Here is a 12778-nt window from a genome sequence, read left to right on the forward strand (position 1 = left end):
ATACGCCAGGCAAGTTCCCGGCGTCTTCCGCCCATCCGAGGTTGTCTTTAGCGATGGAGGCGTTCGCTACGTGGTGAGCCGAACCGACCTGTCAATTGTGCGAACAGTCATCAAATACAACTTCATCGATCGGGGACAGTGCGAGATTCAGAAGGCGCCTAAACGGGCTTTCTGAATGAATTGCGGGTCCTACCCCCGGTATTCAGGCGGTCTAAGCGCTCAGGGACCGCATTTTTCGGACCTAGCTCCCGCATTAGAATTAGTATGAGTTTGAAGTTTGAGTCTGGCGGTGGGTTGAAAGGGCGGCCGGCCAAGGACTGAACAAGACCGACCGCCCAGATTGCCCGCTCAAGCTCGGCGGGGATCCAGTGCAGCCCACCCCCCATGTTAAGGCGGGAAGCACGTTGGATGGCTAGATTTTGACGTAGGATTGAGCCGGCCGTGCCTTGAGGGCCGTTGCGTGCTTTGCGATCGGGGTCAGAGCCTGGATGACCTCGGTCGGCGTTTGCACTCGTTCTCGATCTCCTAGGATGTTGCGCGCACCAGTCACCGCCTGCGCGGCAGTATTGGCCATGCCCCTGAGATTGATAAATCCGCGCGTTACGTCATGAAGAGCTGAAGCCGCGGCATATGCTGTTACGATATGCTCAGCTGCGGCGCGCAAGTCGGCTTCGATAATGTCAGCCAAAGGGCGCGCTGCAATGGCAATCTTGCGGTAGGCTTCGTCGCGCAGCGCATCGGCTTCGCGGCGAACAGCCTCCAGCCGATTGTTGAGGTTGCTCAGCCCTTCTTTCAGTGCCTGCTTTTCGTCACGCAGTGAATCGGCGCTAGGTCCAGCCGTTGCGGCTTCGCTGGGCGACTGTCCCGCGACAAGTGCATCAGCGATTGCCTCGGCATCAATTCGTTGGCTTTCCAGTATGTCGCCGATCTCCCTGATCCTGCGTGAGGCGGCGTCTTGTGCAGCCTCTACTTCGGTTGCGATGGCCTGGAGCTCGGCGAGCGTCTTCACCTCCTGCGAAAGGTCGAGAGCTTCCAGCCGCTCAGCGGCTTGGTGAATTTGATGCTGGTCCATGCTCAGGCCCTCCCAGTCCGCAGGAGCATGTCTGCACGTGCTTCATCCCAGGAGTCACGGTTTCCAACGTAGCTATTGGAAGGCGCCGAAGGAGCGGCAGGCGCAGAGCTAGCCGCAGCCTTGCTTCCGATCACGGGGGACTCTCCCGTCAAAGCTGCCTGGTCGGCAATTGCCTTTGCTAGGGGAGCCAGGTCAAGCTTTGCGGTTGGTGCCTTTGCATTAGCAGAGGCCAATTGGGGTTTATTCTTGGCCGATGTTGCTCGACGCTTTTGCATGGCGGTGGCTTCGGCTTCGGTCATCACAACGCCATTGACGCGGGCGAGGCCCAACTTGCCGAGCGCATCGGTTGCTTTTGCTGTTGAATTCATTGCCGTGTGTCCTTTCAAAAGTAGTTCGCCGCGGTGGCGAACGAGGGGAAGGGGGTTGGGTTGTTCGTGCCGGCTTCGACGATCCGGCCAATCCGATCGAGGTTGAGATTTACTGCGGCAAGCTGCGGCGTCAGTCCGTCGAGCAAGGTAAGACCAAGTTGCCCCAAGGCATTCACGACAACTTGGTTATCGTTCGCGGTGGCAGTTGCGGCAGTGCTCGATGTGAACGGGCTGTCTGAGTTGGTCGAAGCGGCGTCAATCGCCCCCCGGCCGTCGAGAACCGACTTGGAGAGGTTCTTGATCTCGTTAAACAGGTCGAAATACGGGCTTTGCGAGCCGTACATCTGGCGCTCGATGTCGAGCAGGTCACGCGCAGCCTGGGCGAAGTCGTCATAGGCGGTCGTATCGCCGGCCATGACGCGCGCTTTCAGGGGATCATACTTGGCCTGAGCATTTGCCAGGCGCTCGCGCAGTGAAAGCCCGCTGTCTCCGATCGTCAGATCTTCGTAGAGGCTGCGAATTGACGAGATGATCTTGTCATTCGCCTCTTTGATCGCCTTCGCGCGCTCGATCCCGTAGAGTTCTTCGAGCTGGGCATATTCCGCCACCGTGGCACCAGCCGAGTCGAAGATGCCCTTGAGCCGCTTGAACTCGGCATCGAGGGTGTCGATCGCAGCTCCAACCGGATCCTTGTACTCGCGCAGGCGCTTGAAGACGCTTTCGAAGTCGATCGCGTTCTGGACGCCGGTATCAACGTCCTTTGCCATCTGGATAATGCGCTGGGTCGTGGCTCGAAGGCCCTGAATAGCGCCATCCTTGATCGCATCGGCAATCGCGGCCTTCACCGCTTCCGCATAAGCCGCATCGCCGGTGCCGAAGACGGTCACGTCGCTGTACTTGGACTTGAGCTCGCCAGTGCGGCCAGTCGTCGAAATGCGCCACTTGTTATCGGTCACACCGATTGAGACGAGGTAATTCCCAACGGTGGCGCCGAGCGACGACGCAATCTTTTCGAGAGCGCTCTGGACTTCGTTACCAGCGCTGCCGGCTGCCGAACCCATATCAGCCTGGTTAGATCCGAGATTGAGATTCCCGCCGCTGAGTGTGGCGTTGCCCCACTTTGCGCTGTGGAACAGCTTTCCGATCAGGCCGCCTACAACCGAACCGATGATCGCGCCGCCGGGAATAGGAAGCGCGGAGCCAAGCGCGCCGCCGATTTGCGCGCCGGTATCGGACATCTTGAGGCCGAGCATGTTGCCGATGCCGGAAATCATCGTTCCGGTCGCCGCTCCTTCCATGCCCTTGCCCAGGATTTTGCCGAGCTTGGTATTCGCGCCCACAACGCCTTGCAGTGCGCCAAGAAGGCCGCCGGTCGAACCGCCGGTCATGTACCCGGTAAATGCGCCAGAGAGCATTGGATCGAGCTTGGCGAAGAACTTGACGCCCAATGCTTCATCAAGAGCCGATGTGAACGGCTTCACGATCGACTGAGCCATCCTCGCGAAATAGGCTTCCGGGGAAAGCTTGAGTATCGAGTGCATTTCCCCGCCGGTCAGGCGCGGGCCGGTGACGGAGATCGGCAGCTTGTTCAAGATGTCGAGATAGAGTTGCGGCAAGCCAGCCATGCCGGCCGATCCAGCCGCGCCGCTTCCCTTTACCTGAGCCAAGCCCATCGCGAGGATGCTGGAAACCCCGCCGCCGCCCACATAGTTGTCATTGGCTGCGCTAGGGCCGTTGAGGATGCGCTGGGTCGCGGTGTCCATCGCATCGGCAAAATCGCCAACCGCACCGCCCGCGCGCTTCGTCTCCTTGCTGAGATCGTCAACCGCCGGCCCGAACGTGTTTTGCTTGACGTAATCCTCCAGGCTGCGCAGCGCCGGGCCGAACAACTGCTCAACCAGCACCTTCGACTGGAGCTGCTTGAACAGATCCTTGAAGTTGACCGTCTTGCCTTGGAACAGGTTCTCCAGTTCGGTGCGAACCGAGCGGGTCGTGTCGAGGTACGCCTCCATGATCGTGCGCTGCCCTTCGAGCGCGCGCATGGCTTCGTTCTCAGCAATGACGGTTTCGCGGACGTGCTGCTTACGCTCTTCGCTGAGCGGGCCAAGGCGGGATTCGAGGCTCCAGATCGCTTGCAAGGCATCGGCCTCGTCCTCGCGTCCAGTGACCATAAGGCGCTGCACCTGAACGCGGCGCTCGGCATCCTGATCGAACTCGCGGAACGGACGGATAAGCGCGTCCTGCACAACCGCTTTAGTGTCCTGCGCGTCCTTGATCATCTGCTGGAAGCCAGCCGGCTTGCGCTCGCTCAGATCCTTGATGATGTCGTCAAGCTTGCGGGTCGCCTGCGCGGCCTGGTCGATCAGCTTCGGCTGTTCGTTGAACTGCTCATTGATCCGCTGGATAGATTCAGCCGAGCGGTCGCCAAACCCTTCAAGGGCCTTCGCTTCGCGCTCCGCGGCCTTGGCGCTGCCATCGGACGACTTCTTGTGCCTGTCCTTGTTCTTGGCGTCGGCTTCAATCTTTGCGTTCTCACGATCGGCAATGGCGATCAGGCTTTCGAGGCGGGCCTTTTCGAGCTTGATCTCGCGGAGGCGGTCCTTCTGCGCATCTGGACGGCCACGGCTTTCCCAATAGGCGGCATTAGGATCGACCCTCTTGGAGATGGAGTTCTCAAGCGTGAACTGCTCTTCGGTCAGCTTGTTCAGGTCCATGCGCTTCTGATTAAGCGCCAGAGCGTTCATCGCGCCGATCAGGTCGCGCGCATCAGCCGCAGCGGATCTAAAGCTGTCGCCAGCCTTATCCGCAGCGTCGGCAGTTTCAAACAAGCCTGCAATGAACGGCCCGAGAATAGCCGTTGCTGCGAAAATCGCCGCGCCCCATGGGCCGGACAGGAACAAGGCGAAGCGGCCAATTGCAGCCTGGGTCTTGCTCGCGCTACCCGCTAGGCCCGTCAGAGCATACGCCGCCTGCGGAACCTGCTGCGTGAAGATGGTGATTGCCGAGGTGCCCATCTGGGCCTGGACAACCATGTCCTGCATCTGCTGACCGAGCTGCGCCATCGCCACTTGCCCGGCGCGGACGGAGTTGTTCACGGCTCCGAAGGCATCGGTGCCGCGTCGGTTCGCAACAACCACGGCATCAGTCGCGCTGGCCTGACGGTTAAGGCGCTCCTGAACCTGCTCAAGCGCGGCGGCGTGGGAAAGCGCCTGCCGGGCCGCCTTTTCTTCCTGAATGGCGAGAGCTTCGGTTGCGGCACGGGCAGCTCGAGCTTCGGCGCTGTAGTCACCCTCTTCCCTGGCGGCCAATGCTGTTGCGGTCGCGACTTCCCGTGCGGCAATTGCACGGGCCTGCTGAACCGCCGCAGCGGCCTTCATCTGCTCTACGCCAAGGTCGAGACTGCCGACATTGTTGCGCTTCACCGAAAGCGCGCTGTCGAGCAAACGATTCGCTTCGCTGCTGAACTGCCCGAACCGCCGCTCGGCCGCCCCCAGCGCTTCGTCGATCTCGGCAAGCAGGGTTGCCTTGGCGCTGCCATCGCTGCGCGTCTTGAGAGACAGGAAGGCGGGGAATTCTGTAACTGAGCCCATTGTAATTCCGATCGGTCAAAGGTCCGAAACATCATCGTCGAGTTGGCCGGGCGGCACTGTGCGCTTTCCGGTAGACCGATGCTTGCGGGACTGAGTGGGATGAAGGGGTGAGCGGCTGGCACCGTGGGGCACGTCAGGAACAGCCGCTCGGGGGGTGGGTGTGGATAGGAAGACGTTCCAGACTTCGCCGTCAGCCTCGCGATCAAGGAACGCGACAACTGAAGCTTTGCCAAGCCATCCGGACAGGTAGCGGTTGCCTGCCGCGCTGATGCGTTCGCGCAGGTCGAGGAGATGGACTCGCTCGTTATTCATGCCGCACCGCCGATTGTGCCTGCAGCGCCTTGCAGCACTAGCCCCCCCCTAAAGGGGGGGCTGTGGTGCTGCAGGTACGGCGCGCAGCACTGCAGCACTTTGCAGCACTTGGGTTTGATTGGTGCTGCAGCCATCATGCGGGCTCTCCCATGACGACATATTTTCGGGTTTCACGATTGCGATCGGCGCGCTCCTCGATGCGAAGGGAGCCGCTTTTGATCCACTCTTTCAGGATCCCGGCGGCCTTCGCCTTGCCGGCCTTCTCGCTAATATCGAGGCCCAGCACCTCAGCGACCAGCCGTCCGCACCAATCCGAGGCCTGGTGATTTTCCCGCCAGTCGCGCTCTCCAATGCGCGCTTGCACCGTGCGGAGATCATCGAGCGACACGTCATCAAAGAGGCCGGGCAACTGCCAAGCTTCCAATGCGCCGACGCTATCAGAATTGCCCAGGTCCACCGATGCGATGCGAAACCAGTCTGCCGCCTCGGCTGGGGCACGATTAGACTTGTCGTCGCCGATGCGAATGTAGCGCCGCCGTTCCGCCGCTGCGATCCCCAGCCGGTCGGCGTCGGCCTCCTCCATCCGGTTGAGAACCAGCACCGAGCGGGCCGCATTGATGAGCGAGACTGCGCCCCGTGCGGAATTGGCGGTGACCTCTCCTGCACCTGCCTTGGCCACATGATGCACCAGAATGATGAGGCAGTTCGTTGCCTTTGCGATCCGCGCCCAGGCCTTAGCGATCGCGTCAATTCGGCCATTCTCGCTTTCGTTGACCTGGTGCGATGAAACGAAGGGGTCGATCACCAGCACGTCGATTGCGCGGCGGCGGATCTCGGTGGCGACTGCGTCAAATGCCCTTGTTTCAAGCCGGAAGCCGTCTCTCTCATCCCGAGCGGTGCAAAGAGTCGCGCCCTCCAAGCCTGAGTCGACAAATAGCCAGTCCTCAAGTTCATTCGGGGCGATGTCGTGGTGCAAACAGGCCGCCGCTAAACTGCGGTGCAGCTCATCCAGGTCATCTTCGAGGTTCCAGAGCCATACGCGCTGACGGCCACGAGGAAGGCGCTTCCCGATGATCTCGCGACCGCTTGCCAGCGATGCCGCCAGAGCCGCGATGAAGGTAGATTTGCCAGCTCCTCCCGGCGCCACAACGCAGGCAACTGTTCCAAGCAGGAGCCATCGCCCGACGATCCAGGGCCGCGGCGGAATGGTCGCAGGGTCGCGCCAAACGAAGGGGCTAGCCACCGCGCCGGGCCGCGTTGCCCGTAAGCTCGTGAGGGCCTCCTGAGCGTCAGCAAGGATGGCACCGGGATCGACTGCCCCGCCGGACTCAAGCGCCGCTGAGCGGAGATCGTTCCCGATCTCGGCAACTCTGCGCAGCGTAGACAAGTCACCAATCTGCCCGATCAATTCCGCTGGTGCCAAGAGCCCCTGCGCATCGCCAGTTAGGCGCGCGAGGTATGACAGTCCGCCCAGCTCAATGAGCCCTTCGTCATCGGACAGGTGCGATTTGAGGGTGAGAGCAGTAACGGTTGAGCCGTTGGCCCGGAGGCGCGCGGCTAGATCGAATATTCGGCCATGTGTCGGCTCGTAGAAGTCACAAGGCGCTAGCCTCTCCGCCGCGAGGTCGAGGACCGTGTTTTCGATCAGCGCAGCGCCGAGCAATGCTGCTTCGGCCTCGACGTTGGAGAGAGTCCGGTCGGTCGGGCGCAATGGGATTGTCGCGATGTTCATTCGCCCTCGACGCCCAGGTGGAGGAGAGGGAGGGCGAGAGTTTCCGCTTGATCGAGCGCATGCGCCAACGCGACGGTGCTGTCTGCAAACCACCGGCGCCGGGGTGCGCGCCCAAGGCCCGGCTTCACCGTGACGGCTGCAAGGCGCGTACCGGCGATTTCATGGTGCTCGACGATTATGCCGCGCCAGCCGCCCGGCAGAAGTGGCGGAACCGCGATCACGCTGCACCCTTTGCGCTAAATGGCGTGGGGTCGAGGGCGATGATTGCACCGGTAGTAAAGCTCAGAACGGCGCTAAGCTGGCGAGCGTGGTCGAGATCGCGGCAGATTTGGTCTTCGCCGATACGCCGCCAGATTCCGCTTGGCGGAGCCCATGACGAAATCCGCCAGCCATCGGCGGTTTCATGTGCAATGACGATCGGTCTGCGGCTGGTTATCGGCTGGTCAGGCATGCCCGCACCTCCAAGTGACAGGGCATTCAGGCGGCCTGCTGGCCGAAGAGAAGCGCCTCGATGCTGCGGCGGGTGACAATGCGCGTTCTTCCGATCAGAACGCTTTCCACAACGCCTTCGCGGATCATTTCCGCCATCTTGGTCTTGCCGACCCTCAGGCGGGCGCGGGCTTCATCCGGGCGGTATCCGAAGGTGTCTTCGGGGATATGCTGCTGCACAGTGGCGGTGCGCTGAGCGGGAGCCTTGGTGTCGTTGGACTGCACTTTGTCATCTCCTTCCGGTTAGGTTCGGAGATGACCAACTACTCCCGAGAATGGCCGGATCGGAGCGAGAAGAAATGCTGTCTATTTCTTCTTCATTTCGGGATGGCCTTTAAGCAACCCGCGGAGCCGTGATTCCTTTGCGTTCTCGCTTGCGCCATCCATCTGCAGAGCAAGCCGTTTTACGACGTTAGACTGAGGCTCCCCGGCCATGATCAAACGAGCCGCCTCTTGGGCAATTTGGCGGTCTTTTTCAGCGTATTTAGAGGGACCACGTTCCCCCCGGCGTTTTGGCAGTGACCCAGGTATCTGGGCTCTCAAGACCATGACTTCGCCGGCCTCACCAGTAAGCACGCCATTATCCTTGAGGCGTGTTTGTCGAAACGAAGTAAAGGGAAGGAGCTCTACATATTCCTCATTTACCTTATCCACCGGCAGTCCCGGTACTGAAGCTCGCACGCTTTTAAAGTGATGCCAGAAGACAAGAGGAATGGTGCCGTCATTCCCAAGCGGGATCGATTGAACTTCAACATCGCTGCTGAATTCCAGGCTGTATTCATCAATGTTGAGAGGCTTGGAGGGCAACGAGCCGTCAGCCAGCGCGCCAACAAGGATGTCGTATGCGTAGGCATAAGATTCTAATGTGTGGTCGTCTACGAGTGTGGCCATTCGGCTGTTAATCAGGTCTTCAACTGCCTCGGCGATTCCGATCCATTTTTCTATTGCCATACCGTGCCCCGCTGCTCGGTTCCCGCAATTGTTCGGTTGGGGGCAGGGAGGGCGGGTCCTCCTTTTCGCTGGCCGTGCTAGCCCCCGGTCACATGACATTCCGCAATTCGCGGTCGAATGCCAACCCTATGGGGCTAGGCTTCCACTGATTGGGCGGCCGCGGCCCGCTCGATCCTTTCGCCGAGATTGCCGATTTCGCGCGCAACCTCGACCGCGAGCGGCAGGAACGCGGCAACCCTATCTCCATCTTCCCGCAGCTGCGCGGCCTTTGCGGGGTCAGGATCCTCAGGATAGAACGGGTCGATTGCATCGAATGCCGCAGCAATCAGGTGTTCAATTTGAATGGCCTTTGTCTGAATTTCGGTTGCCATCCGATCGGTGCGGCTGGGGCCGCCCATTATCCTGCGCACGTCCGCTAGGATCGAGTTCACATATTCAGACGGCCAGCACGGCAATTCCGGTTCGTCTTCGTCCCCATTGCCAATCAGGAAGCGTTCCAGCTTAACCCGCAGCGCCGCTGCATCTGGGGCGGGTGCTGTCATGAAAGCGTCGAGCGCATCCGAGTATGCGCTTTGCACACTCTCGCCTTCTTCGCTCTCGAGGTCTGCGCAAGCACACAGGGCACCTTTGGCATCCTGGTAGCCGCGCACGAGTGCGCTCCATTGCTGAATCGTCGGGATCGTGTCACTCGCTCGAATATCCATTGTCAGCACTCCTTGCTGGTTGTGGCTAGGGAACAGGTGGAGGTCGCAACTCCACCTGTTCCCGCTTATCCCCGAGCCTTGCCCGGAAATTTCAGAATGTCGGCGCCATCGCGCAGGCCGTCGAGATAGTCGCTCCACCAATCTGCCATTTCGACGCGTTCGGGCCAATGTTCGCCGCGATGATATGCGGCGCGCACCTTGTCACTGTCGCCATGTGCAAGAGCGCGTTCGATCGCATCCGCTGTCCAGAGCGGGCGCTTGGTGCGCGGATCGCGGGCCTGATTGAGTAGCGTTGAAGCCGTTGCCCGGAAGCCGTGTGTGGTTGCCTCGTCCTTGGTGAAGCCGAGCCTCCGCAGTGCGGCGTTGAGGGTGTTCTCGCTGATCGGCCGCGCGCTGGTCCGCACCGATGGGAAGACATACCCGCTCGTGCGGCTGGTAAGCGCAAGCGACTGCCGAAACAGGTCGAGGGCTTGCCGCGATAGGGGGACAAAGTGGGGCTTGCGCATCTTCGTCTTGCCGGCGGGGATCGTCCACACCGCTTCGTCAAAGTCGATTTCTTCCCAGCACGCATTGCGCAGCTCGCCAGGCCGCACGAACAGGTGAGGCGCCAGTGCAAGCGCGATGCGGGTGTGAGCGTGGCCCTGATAGCCGTCGATCGCGCGCAACAGTTCGCCAAGCTTGCCAGCATCCAGAATGGCCGCGCGATGCTTCGAACGGGGGGCCGTGAGCGCGCCGCGAAGGTCTCGTGTCGGATCAGACTTGAGGCGCTGGGTTGCGATTGCATAGCGGAAGATGCCACTGGCAAGCTGCATTGCCCGGCGTGCGCTCTCCAAGTTCCCCTTTGCCTCTATCTTTTGAAGGGCCGTAAGCACGTCAGTTGGCAGAATGTCAGTTACCGGCAGATTGCCCAGCGAGGGGGAGAGCAGCGAAAGGAGGTATTCGTTCTTTTGGGCGGTCATGGTCGCCCAAGGCCTGTCCCCGTCCCGCTTGCGCTTGGCGAAATACTCGCGGGCGACAAGCTCGAAGGTGTTGCCCGCCTCAATGTGCCGTTGGGCTTTCTCCCGCGCCTTTTCGCGGCCGGGATCCTTGCCTTCGGCCAACTGCTCGCGCGCCTTGTCCCTGCGCTTCCTGGCCTCGGCTAGCGTGACCTCGGGATAGGTCCCAAGGGCGAGCTTCTTCTCCTTGCCGTTGACCCGGTACTTGAGACGCCAGAGTTTGCCGCCGGAAGGCTGGACTAGGAGGAACAGGCCCTGCGCATCCCCCAGCTTGTAGGGCTTGGGCTTTGCCTTGGCATTCTTGATCGCTGTATCCGTTAGCGCCATTCTGGGGGCCACCTTCCAACCTGATTTCAGGCGTGGCCCCTAAAACTGGCCCCCATTTTGTCCGGCAGCTGCCGAAACGGGGCGAACTCCAACGGCCTCGATATGGCACAAATACACGGAATCGTGCGGCCTTGAAAGGCCTTGGGTGAACTTGTGCGAAATGGGAAGTGGTGCCCGGAGGCGGATTCGAACCACCGACACGCGGATTTTCAATCCGCTGCTCTACCAACTGAGCTATCCGGGCAACCCTTTGGCAACGGTCCGTTTCCGGACAGCCGCGCGGTTGGAAGCGCGCCTATGGCGAAGCAAATCCCGCTTTGCAAGGCCCTAATTGCGCCTGAGGGGGATTATCCCTCATCATCCTCAGGGCGATCGGCGCGCGGGCCGGGCAGGGCATAGCCATCGTCGAGCCATTTCACCAGATCGCGGTCGCGGCAGCGGGTCGAGCAGAACGGGCTATGCTCGGCAGTGCGGGGCTTGCCGCAGATCGGGCACTTCTTCGGCGGGGTCGTCATGGCTGGAACGCCTGCGCGAAACCGGCGTCAAGCGCAAGCGCGGCATCTTCGCGCCAGTGCAACGCGCGGCCGGTGCGGCGGGCCAGCTCTGCCTCCCACGCGGGGGTGATGGCAGCGCGCACGGCAGGATGGGCGGTAATGAGCAAAGCACCCGGTTCGCTCACGCGCTCGGCCCGGCGCAGCAGCAGCCGCGCGGCGGCCCCGGTGCGGTTCAGGACAAGGCGGTGCAATAACGAGGGGCGTTCGAGCCGGGAAACCAGCTGGACGAAGCCGAACCCGTTCATTGCGGTGCGTTCATGCGGCCAGTGGTCCAATGCTGCGGCAAGGCCCTCGTCCACCGCGCGGCGGTCAGCCTTGTCGGACAGGGTGGGAAAGTCGATCCCGATTGAACCCGCCAGGTCCAGCCGCCGCAGCGCCGCAGCCAGTGCAGGCACGGCGGCCAGCGCCAGTTGCCGCGACGGCAGGTCACCGTCGATGTCGATCACGGTCATCGCGGGCGTGGGAGTAATGGTCAGCGCGCCGCCCGCAAAGGCAACCTCGCCGCTCCATGCCTCGGCAAAGACATCTTCCCACAGGCCCGCCGGGAACTGCGCCACGCGCTTGCCCTCGGAGCCGGGAGCCGGGCGGGTGGCTTCCTTGCTCGGGCGGGCCTGTGCACGTTTCAGGCGGCCCAGTTCGGCCATTGCCGCACGGGTGACGAGCAGGCGGATTTCGGCGCCTTCGCTGGCATCGGCAGGCAGGCCGCTGACGAGGGCCTCCTCGCCGCTGGCAAAGCGGGCGGTGCCGCGCTTCGATCCGCTGGACCGGGCAACCAGCCGCGCGTCTTCAACTTGCCCTGCAGCCAAGGCGCCCGGCCAATCGAGCCGCGCTGCCACAACCTCGCCGCCATCGAGCAGGATCGCGCGGGTTTCGCCGATCCCGCTCTCGACCAGCCACTCAGCCAAGAGGGAACCCGGCGCTTTTCAGCAGCGCGCGCGCTTCGAACAGCGGCAGGCCCATCACGCCCGAATGGCTGCCGCCGATCCACGCGATCAGCCCTTCGAAGCTGCCCTGGATGGCATAGCCGCCCGCCTTGCCGTGCCATTCGCCGCCCGCGATATAGGCCTCGATCTCGGCGGCGGAGAGCGGTTTTACGCGCACGACAGTTTCCGACAAGCGCTGGCGCACGGTGCCGTCGGGGTACTTGAGCGCGACGGCGGAAAGCACCCGGTGGCGGCGGCCGGAAATGAGCGCAAGGCATTCCCGCGCGGTCGCCTCGTCCTCGGCCTTGGGCAGGATCCGGCGGCCCAGCGCAACGACCGTGTCGCCGGAGAGTACGAAAGCACCAGCGCCGTCGACTGCCTCGGCCTTTTCCAACGCCATGCGCGCGGCATAGGGGCGCGGGGCTTCGGCCTTGCGGGGGCTTTCGTCGATGTCGGCAGCGGCAATGGCGCAAGGCTCTACGCTCAGCCGCGCGATCAGTTCGCGCCGCCGGGGGCTGGCCGATGCAAGGATAAGCTGGGGGGCGCTCATCGGCGCCGCTCCGCTCAGAACTGGCCGGGGCCGCCGCGGCCGGGCATGAAGCGGTAGGTGATCCGCCCCTTGGTCAGGTCATAGGGGGTGAGTTCGACCAGCACTTCGTCGCCCACCAGCACGCGGATGCGGTTCTTGCGCATCTTGCCGGCGGTGTGGCCGAGGATTTCGTGGTCGTTTTCCAGGCGGACGCGGAACATGGCGTTGGGCA

The 12778-nt window shown here is 62.1% G+C and carries 13 protein-coding genes and 1 tRNA gene; all 14 read right to left on the bottom strand.

What is annotated here, in order from left to right; all coding sequences use genetic code 11:
• Positions 1-412: 412 nt before the first annotated feature.
• Positions 413-1072, bottom strand: a complete 660-nt coding sequence (locus tag ACE3SN_RS02820; RefSeq protein WP_374527257.1) for a hypothetical protein — start codon at positions 1070-1072, stop codon at positions 413-415.
• Between the two features lie 2 nt (positions 1073-1074).
• Entirely contained in the window at positions 1075-1440 is a 366-nt protein-coding gene (locus tag ACE3SN_RS02825) for a hypothetical protein (protein WP_374527259.1), read from the bottom strand.
• Between the two features lie 14 nt (positions 1441-1454).
• Positions 1455-4862 (bottom strand): hypothetical protein, encoded by a 3408-nt coding sequence (locus tag ACE3SN_RS02830; protein ID WP_374527262.1) that lies wholly within the window; start codon positions 4860-4862, stop codon positions 1455-1457.
• A gap of 613 nt (positions 4863-5475) precedes the next feature.
• Positions 5476-7074, bottom strand: a complete 1599-nt coding sequence (locus tag ACE3SN_RS02835; RefSeq protein WP_374527264.1) for an AAA family ATPase — start codon at positions 7072-7074, stop codon at positions 5476-5478.
• Positions 7075-7291: 217 nt separating this feature from the next.
• On the bottom strand, positions 7292-7525 hold the full coding sequence (locus ACE3SN_RS02840) for a hypothetical protein (RefSeq protein WP_374527266.1): 234 nt from the start codon (positions 7523-7525) through the stop codon (positions 7292-7294).
• A 26-nt stretch (positions 7526-7551) separates the two neighbouring features.
• On the bottom strand, positions 7552-7788 hold the full coding sequence (locus ACE3SN_RS02845; protein ID WP_374527268.1) for a hypothetical protein: 237 nt from the start codon (positions 7786-7788) through the stop codon (positions 7552-7554).
• Between the two features lie 81 nt (positions 7789-7869).
• The gene (locus ACE3SN_RS02850; protein ID WP_374527270.1) at positions 7870-8514 is read right to left on the bottom strand and encodes a hypothetical protein; all 645 of its coding nucleotides are present in this window, start codon (positions 8512-8514) and stop codon (positions 7870-7872) included.
• Positions 8515-8648: 134 nt separating this feature from the next.
• A complete protein-coding gene (locus ACE3SN_RS02855; protein ID WP_374527272.1) occupies positions 8649-9218 on the bottom strand; it encodes a hypothetical protein in 570 nt (189 codons plus the stop codon).
• A gap of 65 nt (positions 9219-9283) precedes the next feature.
• Positions 9284-10540 (bottom strand): tyrosine-type recombinase/integrase, encoded by a 1257-nt coding sequence (locus ACE3SN_RS02860; RefSeq protein ID WP_374527274.1) that lies wholly within the window; start codon positions 10538-10540, stop codon positions 9284-9286.
• A 168-nt stretch (positions 10541-10708) separates the two neighbouring features.
• A tRNA-Phe gene (locus ACE3SN_RS02865) sits at positions 10709-10784 on the bottom strand.
• 103 nt (positions 10785-10887) lie between these two features.
• On the bottom strand, positions 10888-11055 hold the full coding sequence (gene yacG / locus ACE3SN_RS02870) for a DNA gyrase inhibitor YacG (RefSeq protein ID WP_374527276.1): 168 nt from the start codon (positions 11053-11055) through the stop codon (positions 10888-10890).
• Positions 11052-11999, bottom strand: a complete 948-nt coding sequence (locus ACE3SN_RS02875) for a ribonuclease E/G (protein WP_374527278.1) — start codon at positions 11997-11999, stop codon at positions 11052-11054. The genes yacG and ACE3SN_RS02875 overlap by 4 nt, the downstream gene beginning before the upstream one ends.
• The gene (locus tag ACE3SN_RS02880) at positions 11992-12567 is read right to left on the bottom strand and encodes a nucleoside triphosphate pyrophosphatase (RefSeq protein WP_374527281.1); all 576 of its coding nucleotides are present in this window, start codon (positions 12565-12567) and stop codon (positions 11992-11994) included. The genes ACE3SN_RS02875 and ACE3SN_RS02880 overlap by 8 nt, the downstream gene beginning before the upstream one ends.
• A 14-nt stretch (positions 12568-12581) precedes the next feature.
• On the bottom strand, positions 12582-12778 hold a 197-nt coding region (infA, locus tag ACE3SN_RS02885), incomplete at its 5' end, for a translation initiation factor IF-1 (RefSeq protein WP_374527283.1).

The organism is Novosphingobium sp. (assembly GCF_041915465.1).
Classification (GTDB): domain Bacteria; phylum Pseudomonadota; class Alphaproteobacteria; order Sphingomonadales; family Sphingomonadaceae; genus Novosphingobium.

Bases quoted from the DNA above. Each gene is read 5' to 3' on its own strand.
- ACE3SN_RS02820 (WP_374527257.1), bottom strand. From the start codon at position 1,072: ATGGACCAGCATCAAATTCACCAAGCCGCTGAGCGGCTGGAAGCTCTC.
- ACE3SN_RS02825 (WP_374527259.1), bottom strand. From the start codon at position 1,440: ATGAATTCAACAGCAAAAGCAACCGATGCGCTCGGCAAGTTGGGCCTC.
- ACE3SN_RS02835 (WP_374527264.1), bottom strand. From the start codon at position 7,074: ATGAACATCGCGACAATCCCATTGCGCCCGACCGACCGGACTCTCTCC.
- ACE3SN_RS02840 (WP_374527266.1), bottom strand. From the start codon at position 7,525: ATGCCTGACCAGCCGATAACCAGCCGCAGACCGATCGTCATTGCACAT.
- ACE3SN_RS02850 (WP_374527270.1), bottom strand. From the start codon at position 8,514: ATGGCAATAGAAAAATGGATCGGAATCGCCGAGGCAGTTGAAGACCTG.
- ACE3SN_RS02855 (WP_374527272.1), bottom strand. From the start codon at position 9,218: ATGGATATTCGAGCGAGTGACACGATCCCGACGATTCAGCAATGGAGC.
- ACE3SN_RS02860 (WP_374527274.1), bottom strand. From the start codon at position 10,540: ATGGCGCTAACGGATACAGCGATCAAGAATGCCAAGGCAAAGCCCAAG.
- yacG (WP_374527276.1), bottom strand. From the start codon at position 11,055: ATGACGACCCCGCCGAAGAAGTGCCCGATCTGCGGCAAGCCCCGCACT.
- ACE3SN_RS02880 (WP_374527281.1), bottom strand. From the start codon at position 12,567: ATGAGCGCCCCCCAGCTTATCCTTGCATCGGCCAGCCCCCGGCGGCGC.